General features: G+C 37.1%; 26 protein-coding genes and 1 tRNA gene. 13 read left to right on the top strand and 14 right to left on the bottom strand.

Features of this window, described 5'->3' with window-relative positions:
• The first annotated feature begins 35 nt into the window (after nucleotides 1-35).
• On the top strand, nucleotides 36-860 hold the full coding sequence (locus O5635_RS07995) for an adenosylcobinamide-GDP ribazoletransferase (RefSeq protein WP_241462938.1): 825 nt from the start codon (nucleotides 36-38) through the stop codon (nucleotides 858-860).
• Here O5635_RS07995 and O5635_RS07990 read toward each other — a convergent pair.
• Nucleotides 829-1,959, bottom strand: coding sequence for a sensor histidine kinase (locus O5635_RS07990; protein WP_036901377.1), 1,131 nt, complete (start codon nucleotides 1,957-1,959; stop codon nucleotides 829-831). The genes O5635_RS07995 and O5635_RS07990 overlap by 32 nt on opposite strands.
• Nucleotides 1,960-2,313: 354 nt before the next feature.
• Between O5635_RS07990 and O5635_RS07985 the strand changes: the two genes are divergently transcribed.
• Nucleotides 2,314-2,682 (top strand): DUF3155 domain-containing protein, encoded by a 369-nt coding sequence (locus O5635_RS07985; protein ID WP_036901378.1) that lies wholly within the window; start codon nucleotides 2,314-2,316, stop codon nucleotides 2,680-2,682.
• Here O5635_RS07985 and O5635_RS07980 read toward each other — a convergent pair.
• Nucleotides 2,679-3,284, bottom strand: coding sequence for an alpha/beta hydrolase (locus O5635_RS07980; protein ID WP_036901379.1), 606 nt, complete (start codon nucleotides 3,282-3,284; stop codon nucleotides 2,679-2,681). The genes O5635_RS07985 and O5635_RS07980 overlap by 4 nt on opposite strands.
• A 62-nt stretch (nucleotides 3,285-3,346) precedes the next feature.
• Between O5635_RS07980 and purH the strand changes: the two genes are divergently transcribed.
• Nucleotides 3,347-4,903 carry a bifunctional phosphoribosylaminoimidazolecarboxamide formyltransferase/IMP cyclohydrolase gene (gene purH / locus O5635_RS07975; RefSeq protein WP_036901382.1) on the top strand — a complete coding sequence of 519 codons (1,557 nt, stop codon included), beginning with the start codon at nucleotides 3,347-3,349 and terminating at the stop codon, nucleotides 4,901-4,903.
• Between the two features lie 17 nt (nucleotides 4,904-4,920).
• On the opposite strand, the gene O5635_RS07970 is transcribed toward purH, so the two are convergent.
• The 4 genes from O5635_RS07970 to sfsA all read right to left on the bottom strand — a co-directional run bounded on the left by O5635_RS07970 (nucleotide 4,921) and on the right by sfsA (nucleotide 9,320).
• Nucleotides 4,921-5,466 carry a DoxX family protein gene (locus O5635_RS07970; RefSeq protein ID WP_036902014.1) on the bottom strand — a complete coding sequence of 182 codons (546 nt, stop codon included), beginning with the start codon at nucleotides 5,464-5,466 and terminating at the stop codon, nucleotides 4,921-4,923.
• Between the two features lie 148 nt (nucleotides 5,467-5,614).
• A complete protein-coding gene (locus O5635_RS07965; RefSeq protein ID WP_036901383.1) occupies nucleotides 5,615-6,820 on the bottom strand; it encodes a 4-hydroxy-3-methylbut-2-enyl diphosphate reductase in 1,206 nt (401 codons plus the stop codon).
• 109 nt (nucleotides 6,821-6,929) lie between these two features.
• Complete coding sequence (locus tag O5635_RS07960; RefSeq protein WP_269607436.1) at nucleotides 6,930-8,420, bottom strand: ammonium transporter; 1,491 nt, start codon at nucleotides 8,418-8,420, stop codon at nucleotides 6,930-6,932.
• 153 nt (nucleotides 8,421-8,573) lie between these two features.
• Complete coding sequence (gene sfsA / locus O5635_RS07955) at nucleotides 8,574-9,320, bottom strand: DNA/RNA nuclease SfsA (RefSeq protein ID WP_036901388.1); 747 nt, start codon at nucleotides 9,318-9,320, stop codon at nucleotides 8,574-8,576.
• A gap of 86 nt (nucleotides 9,321-9,406) precedes the next feature.
• On the opposite strand from sfsA, the gene murJ reads away from it, so the two are divergent.
• Nucleotides 9,407-11,014: a murein biosynthesis integral membrane protein MurJ gene (gene murJ / locus O5635_RS07950; RefSeq protein WP_036901391.1), complete on the top strand. Its 1,608-nt coding sequence runs from the start codon at nucleotides 9,407-9,409 to the stop codon at nucleotides 11,012-11,014.
• Here murJ and O5635_RS07945 read toward each other — a convergent pair.
• Genes O5635_RS07945 through O5635_RS07935 form a run of 3 tightly spaced genes read right to left on the bottom strand, consistent with a single transcriptional unit; the run spans nucleotide 11,001 to nucleotide 11,900 of the window.
• Nucleotides 11,001-11,264: a hypothetical protein gene (locus O5635_RS07945; protein WP_036901393.1), complete on the bottom strand. Its 264-nt coding sequence runs from the start codon at nucleotides 11,262-11,264 to the stop codon at nucleotides 11,001-11,003. The genes murJ and O5635_RS07945 overlap by 14 nt on opposite strands.
• A 24-nt stretch (nucleotides 11,265-11,288) precedes the next feature.
• On the bottom strand, nucleotides 11,289-11,579 hold the full coding sequence (locus O5635_RS07940) for a DUF3181 family protein (RefSeq protein WP_036901396.1): 291 nt from the start codon (nucleotides 11,577-11,579) through the stop codon (nucleotides 11,289-11,291).
• A 45-nt stretch (nucleotides 11,580-11,624) separates the two neighbouring features.
• Nucleotides 11,625-11,900 carry a hypothetical protein gene (locus O5635_RS07935; protein WP_332299663.1) on the bottom strand — a complete coding sequence of 92 codons (276 nt, stop codon included), beginning with the start codon at nucleotides 11,898-11,900 and terminating at the stop codon, nucleotides 11,625-11,627.
• A 50-nt stretch (nucleotides 11,901-11,950) separates the two neighbouring features.
• Here O5635_RS07935 and O5635_RS07930 point away from each other — a divergent pair.
• The 5 genes from O5635_RS07930 to O5635_RS07910 all read left to right on the top strand — a co-directional run bounded on the left by O5635_RS07930 (nucleotide 11,951) and on the right by O5635_RS07910 (nucleotide 16,762).
• Nucleotides 11,951-12,024: transfer RNA gene (locus O5635_RS07930), tRNA-Arg, on the top strand.
• Between the two features lie 118 nt (nucleotides 12,025-12,142).
• On the top strand, nucleotides 12,143-13,399 hold the full coding sequence (glyA, locus tag O5635_RS07925; RefSeq protein WP_052042871.1) for a serine hydroxymethyltransferase: 1,257 nt from the start codon (nucleotides 12,143-12,145) through the stop codon (nucleotides 13,397-13,399).
• A gap of 10 nt (nucleotides 13,400-13,409) precedes the next feature.
• Nucleotides 13,410-14,693, top strand: coding sequence for a competence/damage-inducible protein A (locus O5635_RS07920; protein WP_036902020.1), 1,284 nt, complete (start codon nucleotides 13,410-13,412; stop codon nucleotides 14,691-14,693).
• 12 nt (nucleotides 14,694-14,705) lie between these two features.
• Nucleotides 14,706-16,115 carry a 3-isopropylmalate dehydratase large subunit gene (gene leuC / locus O5635_RS07915; protein WP_036901398.1) on the top strand — a complete coding sequence of 470 codons (1,410 nt, stop codon included), beginning with the start codon at nucleotides 14,706-14,708 and terminating at the stop codon, nucleotides 16,113-16,115.
• A gap of 23 nt (nucleotides 16,116-16,138) precedes the next feature.
• Nucleotides 16,139-16,762 carry a 3-isopropylmalate dehydratase small subunit gene (locus O5635_RS07910; RefSeq protein ID WP_036902023.1) on the top strand — a complete coding sequence of 208 codons (624 nt, stop codon included), beginning with the start codon at nucleotides 16,139-16,141 and terminating at the stop codon, nucleotides 16,760-16,762.
• A gap of 36 nt (nucleotides 16,763-16,798) precedes the next feature.
• Here O5635_RS07910 and O5635_RS07905 read toward each other — a convergent pair whose 3' ends face one another.
• The 3 genes from O5635_RS07905 to psbN form a co-directional block, all read right to left on the bottom strand.
• Nucleotides 16,799-18,859, bottom strand: coding sequence for a DUF3769 domain-containing protein (locus tag O5635_RS07905; protein ID WP_036901400.1), 2,061 nt, complete (start codon nucleotides 18,857-18,859; stop codon nucleotides 16,799-16,801).
• A gap of 95 nt (nucleotides 18,860-18,954) precedes the next feature.
• A complete protein-coding gene (locus tag O5635_RS07900; protein WP_036901402.1) occupies nucleotides 18,955-19,083 on the bottom strand; it encodes a photosystem II reaction center protein I in 129 nt (42 codons plus the stop codon).
• 132 nt (nucleotides 19,084-19,215) lie between these two features.
• Nucleotides 19,216-19,356 (bottom strand): photosystem II reaction center protein PsbN, encoded by a 141-nt coding sequence (gene psbN, locus O5635_RS07895; protein ID WP_036901404.1) that lies wholly within the window; start codon nucleotides 19,354-19,356, stop codon nucleotides 19,216-19,218.
• Nucleotides 19,357-19,442: 86 nt separating this feature from the next.
• On the opposite strand from psbN, the gene psbH reads away from it, so the two are divergent.
• From psbH to O5635_RS07875, 4 genes are read left to right on the top strand one after another with little or no spacing between them, the layout of a single operon-like run.
• Nucleotides 19,443-19,646 carry a photosystem II reaction center phosphoprotein PsbH gene (gene psbH, locus O5635_RS07890; RefSeq protein WP_036901405.1) on the top strand — a complete coding sequence of 68 codons (204 nt, stop codon included), beginning with the start codon at nucleotides 19,443-19,445 and terminating at the stop codon, nucleotides 19,644-19,646.
• Nucleotides 19,647-19,679: 33 nt separating this feature from the next.
• Nucleotides 19,680-19,898 carry a TatA/E family twin arginine-targeting protein translocase gene (locus O5635_RS07885; RefSeq protein WP_036901406.1) on the top strand — a complete coding sequence of 73 codons (219 nt, stop codon included), beginning with the start codon at nucleotides 19,680-19,682 and terminating at the stop codon, nucleotides 19,896-19,898.
• A gap of 59 nt (nucleotides 19,899-19,957) precedes the next feature.
• On the top strand, nucleotides 19,958-20,587 hold the full coding sequence (gene pth / locus O5635_RS07880) for an aminoacyl-tRNA hydrolase (RefSeq protein WP_036901407.1): 630 nt from the start codon (nucleotides 19,958-19,960) through the stop codon (nucleotides 20,585-20,587).
• Complete coding sequence (locus O5635_RS07875; RefSeq protein ID WP_036901409.1) at nucleotides 20,580-20,837, top strand: DUF3146 family protein; 258 nt, start codon at nucleotides 20,580-20,582, stop codon at nucleotides 20,835-20,837. Before pth ends, O5635_RS07875 begins: the two co-directional genes overlap by 8 nt.
• Here the strand turns inward: O5635_RS07875 and O5635_RS07870 are convergent.
• Nucleotides 20,821-21,258: a hypothetical protein gene (locus O5635_RS07870; protein WP_036901410.1), complete on the bottom strand. Its 438-nt coding sequence runs from the start codon at nucleotides 21,256-21,258 to the stop codon at nucleotides 20,821-20,823. The genes O5635_RS07875 and O5635_RS07870 overlap by 17 nt on opposite strands.
• Nucleotides 21,259-21,262: 4 nt before the next feature.
• Nucleotides 21,263-22,249, bottom strand: coding sequence for a DUF3084 domain-containing protein (locus O5635_RS07865; protein WP_036901412.1), 987 nt, complete (start codon nucleotides 22,247-22,249; stop codon nucleotides 21,263-21,265).
• Nucleotides 22,250-22,311: the final 62 nt, after the last annotated feature.

Below are 22,311 nucleotides of genomic sequence, written 5' to 3'. Positions count from 1 at the left end.
TTGATGCAAAAATCTAAACTTGGAAAGACCTAAGATTGCTTAACAACCTACGTTGTCTTGTAAATATTAGAGAGGTTGTTTTTCTGATTACTCCGAATTGGTTCCGAGATTTTGCAGGAGCTTGGCTCTTTTATACGATCCTGCCACAACTTCCATCTGTAAAGCCACAATTCAAAAGAATAGCTCGATTTGCGCCATTAATCGGAATAATAATAGGGCTAATCAAAGTATCAATCTGGGTATTACTTTCTAAATTCAATTGGCCAAGAAACTCATTACCTTTCATTATAATAGCGGTTGAAATAATTGTTACTGGAGGCATACATTTAGATGGTCTTATAGATACTGCGGATGGAATTGGGGCAGGGGAAGAGAGACAAATTGAGGCAATGAAAGACAGCAGGATTGGAGCAATAGGAGTTCTATCATTAATAGTAATTTTGCTAATTCAAATTGCGTGTATGCTTAAACTTGGGAACAACATAATTATAGCTTTACCAACTGCATCATTTGGATCTAGGCTATCAACTTTATGGGCCATTGGCCATTTCCCATATATTCAGAAAGAAGGTTCTGGAAAAATTCATAAAGATAATTGGCAAAATGGCTTTAAAGAGCTTATACCTTCAATTATAGTGATTATTTCTTCTTTTATAATATTAACTATTAGCCCAATTAATTCTCAGTTAATTCTTTTACTGTATATAGGTTTTCTAATTGGTATAACTCCATTATTCTGGCTGGCAAATACTATAAATATCCGTTTTAAAGGCTATAATGGTGACTCTTACGGAGCCCTTCTTGTAATCATAGAGACTACAATACTGTTTACTCTTGCAATAATTCTACCGGAAGTTTGAGGATGAAAGCATTACCTTTCTTTGGTAGAGATTGGTGGAAACCTTGAGGGTTAACATCTAAGTAAAGTTCTCCCCCTAACTGTTCTGCTAACTCTTTGCCCAAAGCCAAACCCAAGCCAGATCCTTTGGAAGCCAAGCTATTTGCACTTCGAAAACCTCTATAAAAAATCTGATCTCTATCTTCTAAAGGTATTGGCTCACCTGAATCCCAAACGCAAATTCCTATTTCACTAATAAACAATCCTATTGCAGAATCAGCTGGACTATACCTAAATGCATTTTCCAAAAGATTAGCAACTATCTCTGCAATTACCCCTTCAGATACTGGTCTTTCTTGAAGAATCCAATCAGGCCAGGTTATAGGAGCAACCCATTCTCTACCTTGCAAGCTTGCCTTAGCAGCTGCTCTTTTTAGCAATGGTTCAATTAATTCTCGTAAATCTAATGATTTAGAATTAGGCAACAAAGGGGGTAATAATAATCTTTCAGAGAAAAGTTTTTTACTTTCTTTTCTTGATTGACTTAGCTCATCAAGAGCAACTAAATACTTATCAAACTGTTTTTGTTCTGTAATTAAACTTTCAACCAAATTTCTTTGTGAGCTTTCTGGACCTAGCTTTCTCAATAACAATTGTGCATATGTTCTTAATGCTGCTAGAGGGTTTTTTATTTGATGAACCAACATACCAATTTGCTCTTTCTGTTGATTTAGTTCTTCAAGAAGTTTTTTGCGATCCAACTCTAAACTCAAAGAATTAGATAAAGAAAAAGCACTTGCTTGCAATCTTTTATCTAACAATTCTGGCCAAGCCTCTTCAGAAGCAAAGCGCTCTGCCCTAATTACTCCAAGCAGAATTGATCCTTCCTGAAGAGGGTACCAGCGTCTATTAGGAGAAGGGGCTCTTAAATCAGGATCGTTTGCAATTGGCGTCAAAATCCTTTTTATATTGCTTGGTATCTGACCAATAACTTCCAGAGTGGGGGCATCCTCGTCGTGAGTCTGAGCTACATACACAACAACATTCTCTAAGCCAGTTTCTTCATTGAAACTATTCAATTCCTGCTGAACTAAATTGAGAAACCTATCTGAGAACTCCATAACTTCTTATTAAATCAAGTTGAAGGCAAAATGGAAGAGGATTTCACTTGATAATTCAGGAAAAAATTATTAAGATAATTGAGGAGGTCTGAAGTGGACCTTGCAAGAATCTATCTCAAAATCAATCTGGCACAGTTGCATTATTGCTGCTGGCAAGGTCTTTCAAGAAGTTTATGGACTACTTGAGCTTGACCCAACCAATTGACTAAAGATTTTTTCTAGCATCTTTTAGGCCTAGAGAACCGTCTGCACTAAATCAGCAAGTTTTTTGACTACTAAGCAGTGTCAGATTTTTATTAATCGGCTATAAGCCGAACGATTTTTAAATCAATTTTCCTTACGAAGGTTTTTATCATGTCAAAAAAGCGCAAGAGGATAAGCCGTAGACGCCTTGCTGGTCAAAGGGTGATGGCACATGTCTCAACTTTCCATTTAGATACAGGAGAGTACAAACCAGTTACTGCTGCCAGACGATACATAGCTGAAGCAGCTTTAAGAGCCCCCTCGATTCTCAATGTTCGTCGCAACGAACACACGACAGATCGTTTCTTTTGGGGTGAAAAAGGATTATTTAGTGCTCAGTATGCTGAAGAGAACCATTTTCTTTTCCCATCTCTAAGGCATATTGTCGATTCAGTTGGTGACCACAATATGTTCGATGGGCTAGAACTTACTTCTGATGATTGGGAAGAGATCGAAGAATATGAGTACGCGTTTGTTTAATGAATATGTTTTTCAATAAATAATGAGATTTGTATAATTATTTCTTCATTGATTTCATGCCCACCTTGAAATTCATAAAGGTCACTTTCAAGTTCATTAGTTTTCAATAATTCAATAATTTTTCTTGATGCCTCAATAGGAACTACCTCATCATTCACTCCATGAGTTAAAAAAATAGGCGATCTTTGGCCTATTGGATGCCAACCTGGGTGAGGGTAGGCGCTACAAAGTATTAAACCTGCCATAGGGAGATCAATACCAGTGGCTAAAGCCATTGCACCTCCTTGCGAAAAGCCTAAGAGAAATGTTCTGTGTATAGGAATCTCTTCTAAAGGAAGTTCCTTTAACCTAAGTTTAAGATGATCTACTGCTTGTGGGACAGCAGACCAATCTGCAGGGAATAGTTGATACCACTGCCTACCAACTGAATTAATAACAGGTTGTGGAGCTCTTAAAAAAACCAATTCAAGCCTGGTTCCAGACTTGCCTAGCAAGTTTTCACCTAAAGGAATTAAATCTTCAGCATCCGCACCCCATCCGTGAAGCAAAATGAGCCTATGAGTAGGATTGTCACATTGAAGACAAATAAAATCCTTTGGCATTTAGCAATTTTGTCCTTTGATGCGTAAGTTAGCTGTTTAAAGGTCTTACTTAATCTTTCCCTATGTCACCTATAGCTTTACTGAGTGTTTCCAATAAGGAAGGGTTAATACCTTTAGCTCAAGCATTAACAAGTCTTTATGGCTTTGAACTTATTTCCAGTGGAGGCACCGCTAATACTCTTGCAAAAGCAAACATTCCAGTCACAAGGGTTTCTGACTACACTGGAGCTCCTGAAATTCTAGGTGGGAGAGTTAAAACTCTTCATCCTCGTATTCATGGTGGAATTCTTGCAAAAAGAGGAGATTCTATTCATGAATCTGACCTTTCTAAGCAAAATATCAAGCAAATCGATCTCGTAGTTGTCAATCTATACCCCTTTCAGCAAACAGTTTCTAATCCAGAAGTCACTATGGAAAAAGCCATAGAAAACATCGATATTGGCGGACCTGCGATGGTTAGAGCAGCAGCAAAAAATCATGAATCAGTAACCATTCTTACCGACCCATCGCAATATGAAATTTTTATAGAAAGGTTAAAAAACAACAAAATCTCACCCGAATTTAAATCTGAACTTGCTCTCAAGGCTTTTGAACATACAGCTAGCTATGACATAGCAATTAGTGAATGGTTGCAAAAAAGAATTGATTCAAGTTTTTCTCCTCTATTTAATGCATTACCAATTAAACAGAAACTTAGATATGGAGAGAACCCGCATCAGAATGCTTCTTGGTATAGCAAAGCCGAGGAAGGGTGGGGTGGCGCTCATCAATTACAAGGCAAAGAACTTAGTACGAATAACCTTTTAGATTTAGAAGCTGCAATTGCAACAATCAGAGAATTCGGATATGGAAAGAATCAAGAAAGCAACTCGCATAAAAAGGCTGCGGTAATTATTAAGCATACAAACCCCTGTGGCGTAGGAATAGATCACAACTTATCAAGTGCATTTTCTAATGCTCTTGCTGGCGATCCAGTAAGTGCATTTGGAGGGATTGTTGCTCTAAACTCTTTAGTAGATGAAGACACTGCTAATAAACTTACAAATTTATTTTTAGAATGTGTTGTGGCTCCATGCTATGAAGATAAAGCAAAAGAGATACTATCAAAAAAGAAAAATTTGAGGGTTATTGAAATAAATGAGTCGACTATAGATTGTTCTGAAAAAAACTATATAAGAAGCATACTTGGCGGTGTAATTTTACAAGAAATTGATGATAAGAAAATAAACTTAGAAGAATGGGAAACTGTTACTAAAAAAGAGGTTTCAACTAAAGAATATGAAGATTTAGAATTTGCATGGAAAGTAGTGAGGCATGTTAGGTCTAACGCAATAGTGATTGCCTCACATGGTCAAACTCTTGGGATAGGTGCAGGACAAATGAATAGGGTTGGGGCTGCAAAGATTGCATTGGATGCAGCTGGAGAGAATGCAAAAGGTGCTGTATTAGCTAGTGATGGTTTCTTGCCCTTCGACGATACTGTGCATTTAGCATCTAGATATGGAATCAAATCAATAATTCAACCAGGAGGAAGTATTAAAGACAAAGAATCTATAGAAGCTTGCAATAGACTTAATATGTCAATGGTTCTAACAAAAAGAAGACACTTCCTTCATTAGAGAATCTAAAAAGATAATTATTTACTACCTTTTGGATAATAAGTCACTTTATTTTTCTTTCTAAAAGCTGACAATCTACCTGGACCAGCACATAAAAAATATAAAGCTATTGCGGCGTAAATTGCAGATAATTCAAATATATAATTATGTCCTTCAACTACAGCGAAGGGAAATCCTTCTAAGCCTGTATCAACTAGGTGAAAGTAAATCGCAAATAACATAGTTGAAAGCAAACCTAGAGCAGAGAGTCTTGCAAAAATTCCTATTGCCAAGCCAATTGGACAAACAATCTGTGTAACACCTGCCGCAAAAGTCCAAATGATTGGATCACCAGGCAAGAATCCAAAATATTTACCAACTACAAACTCAGCGAAGCCTTCCGGATCTTGTAGTTTTTCCAATCCATGATGAATCATAAAAAGGCTAAAACCTACTCTAAGCACAAAAATTGCTAGTTCACCTAAAATATCAACTTCCCCTTCCGAAGATTGGTTTGCAACAACCACTTCAACCTTTTGAGCTTGATTGGAGGATTGGGATTCTTTGGCAGATTCAGGTCCCATGGAATTTAAATTTTCAGACTCATTCATCAATTTTAAGCACTAAGTAACTACATTAGTTACTTATCATGAAATTCTAATGTCAAAAGAGAATCTTCATAAGATTGCCAAATTATCAAAGATTTAGATTGAAAAATTATTTCTAATCAATCTACAGTTTTATTTCGCTCAAATTAATAAGTTTGTGAATTACCTCTTCAACGATTCGATCTGGAGTTGATGCACCTGAAGTAATCCCAACACTTACATTTCCTTCTGGAAGGAAACTGTATTCAGTCAAAAGATCCTTTCCTAATGGTTTATGAATAATAGTATTTTCTTTATCACCTATCCTTTCAGGTGTATCTATATGAAAAGAACGTATACCTCTACTAATAGCTATCTCTTGCAAGTGAGTTGTGTTAGAAGAGTTAAAGCCACCTATAACCACTAGTAAATCCAGAGGCTCATCTACTAATGAGAACATTGCATCTTGGCGTTCTTCTGTAGCATCACAAATGGTATTAAAAGCTAAAAAATGCTCATTTAATTCAACTGGGCCATATTTGCGAAGCATCGTTTTTTCAAAGAGTCTCCCAATTTCCTCAGTCTCACTTTTAAGCATTGTCGTTTGATTAGCCACTCCAAGTCTTTGCAGATCACGTTCTGGATCGAATCCATTGGAAGAAGCCTTGGAAAACCTCTTTAGAAAGTCTTGTCGATCTCCTTTGCCCAAAATATAGTCAGCAACATATTGTGCTTCTTCCAAATCCAGCACAACAAGATATGTTCCTGCAAAAGAGCTTGTTGCAAGAGTTTCTTCGTGTTTTACCTTCCCATGGATAATAGAAGTGAACTCATGTTTTTTATGCTTTTCTACTGTGTGCCAAACCTTCGAGACCCACGGGCAAGTTGTATCAATGATATGACAACCTCGTTCATGAAGCAGTTTCATCTCTTGAACGGTTGCTCCAAAAGCAGGAAGTATTACAACATCACCTTCTTGAACTGAAGAAAAATTTTTTATACCTTTTTCAGCTGATATAAACCTCACATTCATATTTCTTAGATGATCATTGACCGATGGATTATGAATAATCTCATTGGTAATCCAAATGCTTTCATTTGGGTAATGTCTTCTTGTTTCATAAGCCATTGCAACTGCCCTTTCTACCCCCCAACAAAATCCAAACGCTTCAGCAAGTTTTACTCGCAATCTACCGTGCTCCAAAAGATATCCGTTATCTCGAATAGATCCAATCAAATTACTCTGATAAGCCTTCTCTAAAGCTTGAGCTCTTTTAGTTGGAGATTCAAAACCTCTTCTGTTATATCGATCAGAATGATGCAGCGATCTCTTAAAAGCTTGGGTGTCCATAACAATGGAAGCTGCATTAATTCAACAACTCTATTCGGAATCACGAAAAAGCACAAAAAAGCCTGGCTAAAAGCCAGGCTTTTGAAAGACAAATTATTAAATATATTGCCTAACTTGATGCAAAGTCTGGATATGCCTCCATACCATGCTCTCCAATATCAAGGCCTTGCAGCTCTTCTTGTTCACTAACACGGATCCCTCCAAACAAACTACCAATAATGGACCATGCAATCCAACATGTGACTATTGTCCAAATTGCATAAGCAGCAGCTCCTAAAGCCTGAATAAGCAATACTTTCAAGCCGCCCCCATTGAGAAGGCCTATTCCTGCTACTCCTGGATCCATTCCATCTACACCCCATAGGCCAATAGCCACTGTTCCCCAAACACCGCATACTCCATGAACTGAGAATGCACCAACAGGGTCATCTATACCGGCTGCATCAACTGCTGCCACTGAGAACACAACAATTGCTCCTCCTACAGCACCAGCCAACCAAGCACCACCAAAAGTCATATTGCCGCAACCCGCAGTAATACTTACAAGGCCAGCAAGGATCCCATTGATGATCATTGTTAAATCAGGCTTACCTGATGTAAGCGTAGAAATCACTGTTGCTGCAATAGCTCCACCAGCAGCAGCGAGGGTAGTTGTTACAGCCACATAAGCAACGTATTGGTCCATAGCCAATTCTGATCCAGGGTTGAATCCATACCAACCGATCCAAAGTATCAAGGCACCAAGAGTAGCAATGGCCATATTGTGACCAGGCATAGCCTGAGGCTTTCCATCTACAAATTTCCCAATTCTTGGTCCGAGCAGCATTGCTCCAATAAGACCAGCCCAACCACCAACTGAATGGACAATAGAAGAACCGGCAAAATCAATAAAACCAAGCTCTGAAAGCCATCCGCCATTCCACTGCCAACTTCCAGAAATTGGATATATGAATGCAGTAAGTACTAATGAGAAAACAACAAATTCGCCGAATTTCACTCTTTCAGCAACAAGACCAGAAACAATTGTTGCTGCTGTTCCAGCGAATGCTGCCTGGAAAAGAAAATCAACTGCAGGGACTAGGCAACCTGTATCACCAGCTGCAGCACATTCCAAGGCTCCTGATGGATCAGCATCAAAGAAAAGACCAGAAAAATAAAGCCATCCGCCTGCAATAGAGTCTCCATACATTATCGAGTAACCAATTACCCAATAAGCAGTTACAGCAAGTGCAAATACAAAAAGATTTTTAGTTAAAATGTTTACAGCGTTTTTAGAGCGACACATTCCTGCTTCGACCATTGCGAAGCCAGCATTCATAAAGATGACAAGGATTGTGGCTATAAATAACCAAAGGTTATCAGCTAAAAAAGTTGCAGCTTGTGCACCTGATAAGTCTGATAATTCAACACCAGCTCTAGCAGCAAAGCTGAAAACCCCTAATCCCAGTAGGGCTAGAGGGATAGTGGCTAGCCAAGTCAAAGCTTTGTTTGTTCTTAAGCCACGAATACTTCGAATAAGAAGCATTGGCCCATTCAGAAGACTTGCTTCCTGAAGGCGGGCAGTGCTTCTCACTCTCGGTGATTGCAAAGCAGTAGTCATGAATAATCCAAGCTACAAATGAACTGTTTAAAACAGTAAGTACAAAGACAAATATGAACCAACTCTGATTCATGGCTAGTAATTGTTGATACCAAATCCAAACTTGCCAAATCAGAAGTTATCTATTGCTATAAAAATTATTCAATTTCCAGATTAAAGGTTATAAGGTCGTAGCCCTTCCCAAGTGATATGGTCATTATAAAAACCAAAGCAACATGGCAAAACTTTAACGCCTGAACTTAAGGCAAGTCTAAAAAGTTCTCCATACTTTGGGTCAGCTGAATCTCCAGGGGCAAAAGAATCTACATCATTGCGACTAATGCATGGAACTAATACAGCTTTTGACTTTGGCAAGACATCAATCATATCAATTAGATGTTTCTGACCTCTTTCGGTAATAGTATCTGGGAAAAAAGCAACTGAATTTTTTACCCAAGTCGTATTTTTGACTTCTAAATAGATTTTCCTATCATCAATTTCACTTTGATGAGGAGTAAGAAGCATGTCAATTCTGCTATTGCCCTTTTTACCGTATTTAACTTCATTGCGAAGCTCAGCAATTTCTCCCAATTCCTCCTTTAAAAGTCCTTCCTCAACAACCCTCCTAACAATTTTATTTGGTAATCCAGTGTTAATTCCTACCCAAGTTTTAGTTTTTTGATCATTTTCAACCTCAGCTTGTTCCCAAGACCAGGAAAGTTTACGAGTGGGAGATGGAGCATATCGAACTCTAACTTTACCTCCAGTATTTAAAACCCCAGTCATAGGACCTGTATTGGCGCAATGTGCAGTTACTATTTCACCACTCTCTAATTTCACATCAGCCAAAAAACGCTTGTACCGTTTCAATAAAATTCCCTCTTGAAGAGCTGGGAAAGTTAGAAGAATCTTTCCAATCATGAACAGAAAATTTCTATTGCAATACATTTAGAGGATAGAACTAAAAAAACCTCTAAATAATTCCTTTAATTTGTTGTGCATACAACATGAAAAGATCACTCAAAAAAATTGCCTTAATAGTTAGCTTTGGAACATTGCTCAGCAAAGTTGGGGGGATGACTCGCCAACTTGTCATTGCAGGAGCATTTGGAGTTGGCGCAGCATATGATGCTTATAACTATGCATATGTAATACCTGGCTTCTTTCTAATTCTTATAGGAGGTATTAATGGTCCTTTGCATAATGCAATGGTAACAGTCCTTAGTAGAAGAAATAAACTAGAAAATGCTTATATAATCTCCTCAATAAATACATCAATAAGCTTATTTTTAATTGTTGTTAGTGCAATACTATTTTTTATCCCTGATGAAATAATAAGGATAGTAGGACCTGGTTTAAGCATAGAAGTTCATGACATAGCAGCAAAACAACTTCAAATAATGTCGCCAATTGCTTTTTTATCAGGATTAATAGGAATTGGTTTTGGATCCTTAAATGCAAATAGCCAATTTTTCATTCCATCAATATCACCTATTATTTCTAGCTTGTCCTTAATAATAGCTGCTGGAGCTTTCTGGATTTATCAAAATCCAACAAATAGCCCTTCAGAGATAAATCTTAAAGGAGGAATCATCCTTGCCCAGGCAACGTTAATCGGTGCTTTTCTGCAATTGATAATACAGATACCTGCTTTAGTTAAAAAAGGTCTTTTTAAATTTAAGCTCATTTGGGACTGGACTCATCCTGGAGTGAAGGAAGTGTGGGGGATTGCCACTCCAGCAATACTCTCTTCAGGTATGTTACAAGTAAATGTAATTACCGACCTATTTTTTGCATCAAGTATTCTTGGTGCAGCTGCTGGTCTTGGATATGCAAATTTCTTAATTCAGGCTCCTTTAGGTTTATTTTCCAATGCAATCCTAATACCTTTATTACCAACATTTGCAAAATTAGCCAAGGAAAATGATAAGCATTTGTTAATCACAAAGATCAAGCAAGGTTTAATACTTTGCTCTGCAAGCATGATTCTATTGGGCTCGATCTTTGTTGTTTTAGGAACATCAATAATTGATTTAATTTATGGGAGAGGAGCCTTTGATTCTGAAGCAATTTCCCTGGTTGGTGGCTTACTAGTTGCCTATGGATTCGGCATGCCCGCTTACCTTTGCAGAGATTTATTAGTGAGAGTCTTTTATTCACTTGGGGATGGATCAACGCCATTTAGATTGTCTTCAATAGGAATCATCCTTAATGTAATTCTGGACTGGGCTTTAATCGGTGGTCCATCTCCATGGGGGAACCAACTAGGTATAAACTTTGGAGCCAAGGGCCTTGTGCTAGCTACAGTTGGAGTAAATATTTTTACTTGCATAGGGTTATTATTTAAACTAAATAAATCAATCCAAGGCATACCACTCAAGGAATGGTTGAATGAGGTATTTAAACTTATTATTTGTGGGCTTATTTCTGGGTTTACTGCATTATTATCAAGCTATATTTATCTTATGCCCATTGGATTCTTCTCTGGAATTATAAGATTAATCTTTATATCTATGGTCAGTATTTTAACCTTTGTATTAATGGCAAACTATTTTAAAATTAAAGATATAAATTATATATTTAAAAATTTTCTTGAGAGAATCAATCTTCTTTGATCAATACCGCGCGTTCTTCCCGAACATGAATAGGTAATTCCAGTGATTGACTACCTTCAATACGGGGTCCATCTACTGAAAGTATCCTTGCCTCAATACCAAACTCTTGGAAAGCAGTTTCCATTTCTTGAATCAAGGCCTTTTCCACTTGGGACTCTGCATCAACAACTTTGCCTATAAGTCTTTCACCTAGTCGCCCAATCCGTTTACGAACCACTTCTCGGGCATTAGTAACCTCAATAATCAACACATTGATGTTGTAATTAAAGCAACCTTATCTGCAGTAGGGGTCTAAAATCTCTTCTAGATCAAAAATTTGGCCAGAAGAAACTAATCTTGCTAAGGGGAATTTAACTTTACCTCCACCCATTCTTACTTGAACAGCTTCCAGAGCTTTTCTAGCAGCGATGCTCGCACCTTGATGCAAATTGGCTTTGCATTCAATTGCCAGGGATTCCGCAAGTCCAGCATCTCCCAAGTAAAGATGCCACTTTTCAACTTGTATATAAATGCGATCAGAGATAGATGATTCAAGCTCTCTGAATTGATCAAGGTCTAAATTCATAGAGATAGTAAAAAAGTAGGCTATTTCAGGTTTGTAAAAATTGTTCTACGAAGAAGATGGTCTCTTAGATAAAACAAAAACCAAATGAAGGCCTAGGACAAAAGCCCAAACAAAAGTAAAAACCTGCAGCTGCTGCCATGGATGTCGAATTTCCTGGACAAACCAAAGGCAACTATTTAACGCTGCGAAAGCCATTGCATGAATAGTGAAATTAACTATCCGAGAGAAATGAAGATATAGGGGATCAGTTTGATCTCCTGTTCCGTACCATTTAATTGGCATAAACTTTTCAGATTTATATGATTTTGGATCTATAAGCATGAATATAGTTGACTAAGGGTACATAAATAAGCTCTTATTAATTGTTTACTGCGCCTGTAGCTCAGCGGATTAGAGCATCTGACTACGGATCAGAGGGTCGGGAGTTCGAATCTCTCCAGGCGCGTTCTAGCTATGTTTTTGCTGAGATCAGCATTTAATAATCAAATAAGAGATTGTTTTCTCGCAAAGACACAACCTTTGCTTACTATCCCTTTGGAAAGACTAAAACAGGAGACTTGCAATTGACTCCACTTACTTCTGCTCTAGAAAGCACCGATCCAAGTATCGCTGAATTAATAAATAAAGAGCTTTTAAGGCAAGAAACTCATTTAGAGCTTATTGCAAGTGAAAACTTTGCCTCGAAAGCAGTCATGCAGGCTCAAGGCTCAGTTTTAACCAATAAATATGCCGAAGGATTGCCATACAAGCGCTACTACGGAGGCTGTGAACATGTTGATCAAATTGAAGATTTAGCTATTGAGCGATCAAAAGAATTATTTAAAGCAAACTGGGCAAATGTGCAGCCGCATAGTGGGGCTCAAGCTAATTTCGCAGTATTTTTATCTCTTCTTCAACCTGGCGATACCATCATGGGAATGGACCTGTCCCATGGGGGGCATCTAACACATGGTTCACCAGTGAATGTAAGTGGTAAATGGTTCAAAACAATTCATTACGGAGTAAACGAAAATACGCAAAGACTGGATATGGACGATATCCGTAAAATAGCTTTAGAAAGAAAGCCTAGATTAATAATATGTGGATTTTCTGCCTATCCAAGAATTATTGATTTTCAAGCTTTTCGAACAATTGCCGATGAAGTCGGAGCCTTTTTATTAGCAGATATTGCCCACATCGCAGGTCTTGTTGCAACTGGAAACCACCCTAACCCAATTGAGCATTGCGATGTAGTTACTACAACCACGCATAAAACCTTAAGAGGTCCACGAGGAGGATTAATACTTTCGAAAGATATAGAACTAGGCAAAAAACTCGACAAGGCCGTATTCCCTGGCAGCCAAGGAGGACCACTAGAACATGTTATTGCCGCAAAAGCAGTTGCATTTGGGGAAGCTCTTCAACCTGAATTTGCAAAATACATTAATCAATTAATAAAAAATGCCAAAGCTCTTGCTAACCGAATTAATGAAAGAGGCATTAATGTGGTAAGCAATGGAACAGACAATCATATTGTTCTTCTAGATTTAAGAAGTATCAATATGACTGGTAAAGAAGCAGATTTACTTGTTAGTGCAATCAATGTAACAGCCAATAAAAACACTGTGCCGTTCGACCCTGAATCTCCTTTTGTAACAAGTGGACTCAGACTAGGTACTGCAGCTTTAACTACTAGAGGCTTTAATGAAGAAGCCTTTATGGAAGTAGCAGATCTAATAGCTGATCGTTTATTAAATCCAAATGATTCAAGGAAAAAAGAACAATGCAAAGAAAAGGTACTAGGTCTTTGTAAAAGATTTCCTCTGTATAGTCTTCATTAAGGTGTATTCATTGTCAAAACATTCTCAAGAAAAAACAGTTGAAATTTTATGTATTGGAAGTGAATTATTGCTTGGCAATATTTTGAATAGTAATGCGCAGTGGTTAGCAGAAAAGTTAGCTTCCATAGGTCTTTCACATTTTAGACAAACAGTAGTTGGAGATAATTTCGACAGACTTAAAGAATTCATTTTAGCTACCTCTCAAAGAACTAACATACTTATCACAACAGGAGGCTTAGGTCCTACTCCAGATGATCTAACAACTGAGACTATTGCTGCAGCATTTAATACGCCTTTAATAGAAAGCAAAGAAATTTTAATTGATATTAAAAAAAAAGTTAAATATTCATCTAAAGATTTGCCTTTAATAAATAAAAAACAAGCTCTTTATCCAAAAGGATCAAAACTTATACACAATCCTACAGGTACAGCGCCTGGCATAATTTGGAACCCTAATGATGATTTTACCATAATTACACTTCCAGGCGTTCCATCAGAGATGAAGAATATGTGGGACCAAAGTATTGAGAAATGGTTAAAAGAAAATTCATACAAAAACAAAACTATTACCAGCAAAGTATTAAAATTTACCGGGATTAGTGAGTCCGAACTGACGGAAAAAGTAAATGATATTTTAGAAGGAAGCAATCCTACGATCTCTCCGTATGCTTCTCTGGGTGAAGTGAGATTGCGAATAACATCTAAAGCAGAAAATATAGAAAGAGCTAATGCATTAATTGAGCCTATACAACATGAGTTAATTCAAAGAGCTCGTAAAAATTATTTCGGCTCTGATGAGGATACTTTGGCCTCAATAATTATTGACTTATTAAGGCAGCGCAATGAAACACTCTCGGTCGCAGAGTCATGTACTGGAGGAGGTTTAGGAGCTAGTCTAACAAGTGTAAGTGGTGCATCTGATATCTTCTTAGGAGGGATAATTGCATACCACAATTCGATCAAGAAGTCCCTACTTAACGTTCGAAGTAAAGAACTTTTAGAAGACGGTGCTGTATCTGCCGAAGTAGTACAAGATATGGCGTTAGGAGTAAAAAAGAAACTTGGCACTGATTGGGGACTTGCTATTAGTGGGATAGCAGGTCCATCAGGAGGAACCCCAAATAAGCCTGTGGGTTTAGTGCAATTTGGTATTGCAGGTCCAAATATTCTTGAATCAATTGAATTCCAATTCAACCCTTATATAGGGAGAATTGGAATTCAAAAACTGAGTGTCATTAGAAGCCTTGACATCCTGCGTTTATTTATCCTGCATGGGGCTAAGGTCAAAGCCTAAAGGGAGTCAAATTTGAGCTCTGGAACCCTCTATGACAAAGTCTGGAATCTGCACCGAGTTGCAGATCTTCCTGGTGATTCAACACAGCTTTTCATTGGACTCCACTTAATTCATGAAGTAACAAGTCCACAAGCTTTTGCAGCTTTAAAAGAAAAAGCGCTATCTGTTAAATACCCTCAAAGAACAATTGGCACAGTAGATCACATAGTTCCTACAACAAACCAGACAAGGCCATTCAAGGACCCACTTGCTGAAGAAATGTTGAGCACATTAGAAGCCAATTGCAAAGAACATGGTATCAAGCTTTTTGGGATTGGCTCTGGAGGGCAAGGAATAGTGCATGTGATAGCTCCAGAATCAGGATTAACACAACCAGGCATGACTATTGCTTGTGGTGATTCGCATACCTCAACCCATGGAGCATTTGGAGCAATCGCATTTGGGATAGGGACTAGTCAAGTACGAGATGTATTAGCCACCCAGAGCCTGGCAATGAAGAAATTAAAAGTTCGAAGGATATGGATAGATGGACAACTCCAAAAAGGAGTATATGCCAAGGATCTAATCTTACATATTATTCGTAAACTTGGTGTCAAAGGTGGTGTTGGGTTTGCATATGAGTTTGCAGGGCCAGCAATAGAAAGTCTTTCTATGGAAGAAAGAATGACTATTTGCAATATGGCTATAGAAGGCGGTGCTAGGTGTGGATACATCAACCCAGATCTAACAACATTTAAATACCTAAAAGGAAAGCCATTCCTACCAACTGGGATCAATTGGGATTCAGCTGTGAGTTGGTGGAAAACGTTGGCTACCGACTCAAATGCACAATTTGATGATGAAGTTAAGTTTGACGCAAATAAAATCTCTCCAACCGTTACTTGGGGCATTACACCTGGACAAGCAATCGGTATAAATGAATATATTCCTGAGACAAATGCTTTAGATGCAAATGATAGAGATATTGCGAAAGAAGCTTACGAATATATGCAAGTAAAACCTGGAGAATCTATTAAAGGACTTAAGGTTAATGTTTGCTTTATAGGAAGCTGTACCAATGGTCGTTTAAGCGATTTACAAGCTGCTGCTGAAATTGCAAAAAATCATCATGTATCTCAAGGGATCAAGGCCTTCGTTGTCCCTGGTTCAGAGCAAGTTGCAAAAGCAGCAGAAGCTGAAGGACTAGACAACATTTTCAAAAAAGCAGGTTTTGAATGGCGCAAACCAGGGTGCTCAATGTGTCTAGCAATGAATCCTGATCGACTTGAAGGCAGGCAAATTAGTGCTAGCTCAAGTAATAGAAATTTCAAAGGGAGACAAGGTTCTGCCAAGGGAAGAACATTATTAATGAGCCCAGCGATGGTTGCTGCTGCTGCAATATATGGTTGTGTTGTGGATGTAAGAGAATTAATCAATCCCTAAGCATGAAAAAAAATACTTCCAGCATGAACAACTCTAAACATTTTCCTAAAGGTCCCATCGAAAATGTAGAGGGGCAATGCATAAATCTCAGAGGCAATGATATTGATACAGATCGCATAATTCCTGCAAGGTTCTTAAAATGTGTAAGTTTTGAAAATTTAGGCGAGAACGTTTTTGCAGATGACCGCAAAGAAAAAAAAGGGTTACACCCTTTTGACATAAAAAAGAATAAGAATGCTTCAATACTTATAGTTGATAAAAATTTTGGCTGCGGATCAAGTCGGGAACATGCACCTCAAGCATTAATGCGATGGGGAATAAGAGCGATAATTGGAAATAGCTTTGCAGAAATATTTCATGGCAATTGTTTAAGTATGGGCATTCCCTGTATTATTCTTAGTGAAGAAGATTTGTTATCATTTCAAACTGAATCTGAGAATAATCTACAGAGCATATGCAAAATTAGTCTTGATAAAAAAACGATTGAATTCAACAAGAAAGAATGGAACTTATTTATTGAGAAAGGGGCTTTGGAAATGCTTATATCAGGGAACTGGGATGCAACTAATACACTGATATCAAAGATGAGTAAAATAAAATCTGTGGAAGAAAATTTACCTTATTTCAGCTTTTCTAAATTGAATTAAGTATGTATACATCTAAATTATAGTCAATAAATTATCTTACATTGATTGCGTATCAAGAGGGATAAGAGAACCATCAAAATCAAAACCATTCAGCCTAAACATTAAGCCTCCATTATTATCATTAATATCATAGAATAGTCCAAAAGAAAAAGATCTTCTCTCCCAGAGTAAAGCCACTTTTGAATTTATAGTTTTTCCATATTGGTCAGAACCACTATCAACATTTACATCGTAAATACCTGATAACAAAAATGGGCCATATATCTGCTGAGTTAATTTAAAAGAAACTTTCCGAAGGTCAACAACATTATCGAATTTAAAAGGGCTATCACCTCCTTTAGCAGTAAAGCCTGGCATTATAGAAACTTTTGTATAATCCAAGATAGGCTTCCTAAAATGACCAAAGGTGATTTCTGGGCCAGCACTAATGCCTATAGAGCTCTGATTACTATTATCTTCATAATAGTAATAACTAGCAGTTATTACTGTGTTAAAAGTTATTCCAGGCTTTACAGGTAGAACAGAATAGCGCGGTGGACTGCTTGAATTTAAGTTGATTCCTTTACCGAAAGAATAGATTGGTCTAGATATACTTAAACTATTAAAAATACTAGTTCTCCATAGATTCTCTAAATCTACCTTTTTTAATTGTTCTGCTTGATATTTAGCCATTCCTGACCTAAATCGATAAGCAAAATTTGTTTTCCTATAATCCCAAGATACATTCTTATCAATATAACCACCATAAGCAGTATAGATATCACTTTGACCTAATGATCCATTCCAAGTTTTATAGCGGTAAGCACCAAACAAAGTCCCAATAAAACCATCTATACCAGCAAAGCTAAATGCTTGTTTAAGAGATCCCCAGTATCTACTGCCATCTGGCAGTCTGCCTATATTAAATGTGGAGATACTTGCAGAAAGTTCAGAGTCAAGATTAAATGTTTTACCCTTTAATTTTGCTTTTAAACCAAACAGATCACTAACCTTTGCAGATCGTTTAACACTAGGACTCAAAACACTAGATCCTGCTTCTGGGTATGAATTAGTCTCAGACTTAATAGCACGTTGTATAAGGAACTGAGGCTGTAATTTTAGTGTATAGTTTTTATTTATATCAATAGGATTAAACCGTCTGCCAAGAAAAAATCCATCTCTATCTTTATAATCATAACCTAAAACCCAGCTTTGCTTTGCTTGATTACCTCCTCCAAAAGTTCGCTTGCCAAGCGGCAAAGTAAGTTTATCTTCTATTACCAGCTTACTTCTATTAGCAGTGATAATTGACTTACCTAAGTTATTTTCAGTCGCTACAACATCTTGAGCTAGTATTTTAGTTTGAACTGGGTTAAATGGGTCATTTGAAAAAATTATTTTTTTAGCTTTCCAGCCTGAATTATTGATAAGAATTTTAGAAGCTTTAAAGCGCCAACTATTTATACCTTCTGACAATAAAGACCCCTTATAAAAAGGATTCATACCTGCATCAATTTTGCCTCCTTCAATTAAAATACTATCTTTCAAAGTTAATGCTGATTTACCATTCTTAGAATCTCCTTTAAATTTTGATTTTATATTTAAATCTGTTGGAAGTAATTCAATGCTAATTACTCCATAAACATCTTTAATCTCACCTTTTTGATTGTTAAAATTATATATAAAATAATTCGCCCGAAAATATTGTCCGCCTCGGGAGAATCTCACATTATCGGTAGCTATAATAGTATTTTTTGCCTGATCAAAGACAAGTCTTCCAGAACGAAGAGTTCCTCGATTTAAAGATGTAATTACGTTACCTTCTGCTATGAAAATATTATTACTTTCCCAGTATTGCCGTTTGGCTTGAATATTCAGAGGGATCAGGGAAGGGTCTTGATCCTCTATAGAAAGAAAAGTATTCCCCCCTTTATCAATCTTCTCAACTCTCTCGGACTCAGATACTAACAAATTTCCAGAATCTTTGAGACCTCTAGAAGAAGGAGAATTTCTTAAAAACTCATTATTACCTGCTAAATAACCCTCTAAAGGATTAAAGATCAGATAACTTGCTGAAAAACAACCTGCTAACCAGGCATTAGATAATTTCGCCGCCAAAACCTTATGTCGACGAAATTAATGATTACACAATCAGAAAATTACATAGCCATTGATGGCCAGTATTAGTTCTGATTAACTGTTCAGTCTAATTTTCAGTCCTGAGGACCTTCTAAATCTTTCCTAGCAGGTGTTCTAGCTGGGTCACTAGCTAAGAAGCCAAAAAGGAACACCCCAACAAAAAAGAAGACGACCGTGTATACAGAGATCTTTAAAGCAAGCATGAAAGCAACAAACGTCTATAGAACCACGGATATTGTATGGGGCTTTAAGGCAGAATTACCCCACTTATGAACTTTGATTGAAATGTTTATAAGTCGATTAACTGGAAATTTTAACAATATGGCCAAAAAGCTTCAATCATCATGCTCGTCCCAAGGGTCATCTAACCGTTTAGCAGGAGGGCCAAACGCGGTATAGACCCCTAAACCTGTAAGACCAAACAAGATCAGAAGGACAATTATTGCGAATTGAAGAGCTGGAGATGAAGTTTCCATCAAAACTTTGTACAGGTTGGGTAACTAAGAGTCAATTTCCCATACAATATCCAAAATTAACCCTTAACTGAGGCTTAAAAATCAAAATGGGACAAAAAACAGCTCTAGGATCTCTACTGAAATCCATTGGTAACTCTGGTCAAGGTAAGGTTGTGGCAGGCTGGGGCGCAGTTCCAGTCATGGCATTTGTTGGTGTTTTACTACTAGTCTTTTTAGTAATTCTTCTACAGATCTACAACCAATCTCTCCTTTTACAGGGATTCTCAGTTGATTGGAACGGAATTAAATAGTAAAACCTTAATAAAACAGAAGAGGGTTCCCCAATGAACATCTTTGGCGTTGGTTTGCCTGAGATTGCTGTGATTGCTGGGTTGGCATTGGTAATTTTTGGTCCCAAGCGACTCCCAGAGCTTGGGAGAACCCTAGGTAAAACTCTAAAAAGTCTTCAACAAGCTTCGACAGAGTTTGAGAGTGAAATTAAAAATGCAATGTCTGAATCAGAGTCGAAAGACAGTGAACAAAAAAATGACCCCAAAAATTAGCATTATTGATTAATTCAAAATAAAATCAGAGAAAAAACACGGTCATCCTAAAAATCTCAATGAGTTCAGATGACTTTCGTTTATTAGTTGGCCTAGGTAATCCTGGATCAAAATACCGTTTAACGCGCCATAACGTCGGTTTTATGGCCTTAGAGAAGCTTGCAGAGAAAGAGTCAGCCAAGTTTAAGCTCAACAAAAAACTCTTCGGAGAGGTGGCTGAGTTTGGGATAGGGGATGATCGTAAAAGGCTTCTTATGCCTGACACCTTCATGAATCAAAGTGGGCGCTCAGTTCAAGCTGCTATGAACTGGTTCAATATTGAAATCAGTCAAGTACTTATCATCTCAGATGATATTGATCTACCGCTAGGAAAATTAAGAATTAGGAGACAAGGCAGCTCAGGTGGACACAATGGTCTCAAAAGCATCATTAATTGTCTCGGGACTAGTGCTTTCTATCGTTTAAAGATTGGTATTGGGAATTATCATTCAACAACTCAAAAGAATCAATCCAATACAATTTCCTATGTTCTTGGAGATTTTGATCAGAAAGAAAAACTTATAATTGAGAATGTATTGAATGAAGCATTAGCTGGGCTTAGTTTAATTAAAAATTCAGGAATAGAAAAAGCAGTTACATATCTCAATTCGATTAAACCTGAACCATATGAGAAGAAATTAGATGCATAAAAAACCTACAACAACTGCTCATTTAAGAGTGAATAAGCAAGATTTTTTGAATAAGTCTCTGGAAGGGGAGGTATCTGCGGGAGGTTTTCAATGGGATTTCATATGGAAGTTCACTAGTGGTGAATTAATTGTTGAGCCTTCCCTTGGCAGAGCACTAATTCAAGATGCCTTATTAAGGTTTTTAATTAAGAAAGACTATTATCTAGAGCCAGGAGGAGATTATGTATTCACAATCAGGGCAAAATTTTAAGATTCACTTCGGCAGCCCATTCCAATTTTTTAGATAAATAATCTTCTAGAAGTACTAATGCAGCAATTGAATCTAAATTACTCGGTGGGGGTAGAAGTCCTCTTGGCAACCATCTAAATAACAATCCAGGTGGCACAATTTCCCAATACCTATGCCTTGCTCGAAAAGTAGTTCCCGCTTCTTCAACAACTTTGACATTTAAGTTTGAGAAAGTTGCGAACTCATTAACCCAATAAAAACTATTAGTTCCATTACCGATTATTATTAACTTAACAGAATATTTTTCTTGCCATTTTCTTACAAAATTACTAACTGCAGAGACTTTAAGGATATAAGCTTCAATTACAGCTGAATTAACCAAGTCTGCCAACAATAATCCACACTTATCTCTACCAGGGTCTAACGCAATAATAAAATCCATGCGTTTATAAAGATCTATTTTCCGAATTTAACTTTGTTAGTCTTAAAAAAACTGAAATCTTCTCTGCCGTATCACTTTTCCTACCTGAAATAGCTTGAAGATTAATCTGAGAGAACTTTGTTCTTCTTAATTTTTTAGATAAAGAGTTTATAGAGTTTGTATCCACCTTTATTTCAGATACCAAAGAACCTCTTCGTTTAACCTCAGCCAAAGTCGAAGCTAACAAAAGTTTGATCTGATTATTTAAATAATCATTTGTAAACTCTTTAGAATTTAGAGTATTACTTGCTATTACTTCATCTTTAGCCACAATGTTTTTGTTAAGCAAGACTTCTGGGAAAGCATATACATACTTCTCACCTAATAAAACATTCCCCGCAGAGCGAATATTGATCACCCATTTTCTTCTATCAGATATTATCGACTGCATTTTTTCTACATGATCTTTTCGAATTAATATAAGCCTTCTATCTGCTGGAGCCCCTGGCATGACTCTTGAGAAAGCATTCAAATTAGCTGTCCTAAAAATATTCTCAATTTCCTTCTTTATATTAGTAGTATCATCTAATTGAATAATAAAAGCACCTAAAGACTGACCACTAGTAATAACAACCTCTCCTTGCCGTAAAGCAATTAAATCTTTTTCAAGTTTTACCAAATCATTCTCGCCTTTTTTGATTCTTTGTTCAAGTAGTTCTCTTTGTTTTTTTAAAGGTAGCAAAGCCAATCTGCTCTGTTTCAACTCCGCTTGTATATCATTCAATCTAAAAAGGCCGTCCCTTAATTGTCTATCCACTAAAAGCATCAGCATTAATGAGATTGAACTAATAAAGCTACCAGTTAAAATTGTTATTAAAACAGCAGTTCTTCTGGGTCTCAGCTTGAATATACTTAAACGAGCTTTCCCGATTTTTGACCCAAGAAAATCCCCAAGCGTTGAAAGTACGCCCCCTAGCACAAGCAAAAAAATAATTAATAGCCAACCCGTCACAATAAAAAACTACCAAGCCTGTAAGAAAGATAATATTATTTTATTATGCTTAGAGTTGGTTG

Source organism: Prochlorococcus marinus str. MIT 0919 (assembly GCF_027359375.1).
Lineage (GTDB): Bacteria > Cyanobacteriota > Cyanobacteriia > PCC-6307 > Cyanobiaceae > Prochlorococcus_D.
Note: the sequence above shows the minus strand (reverse complement) of the source record. Positions and strands in the feature narration are given on the sequence as shown.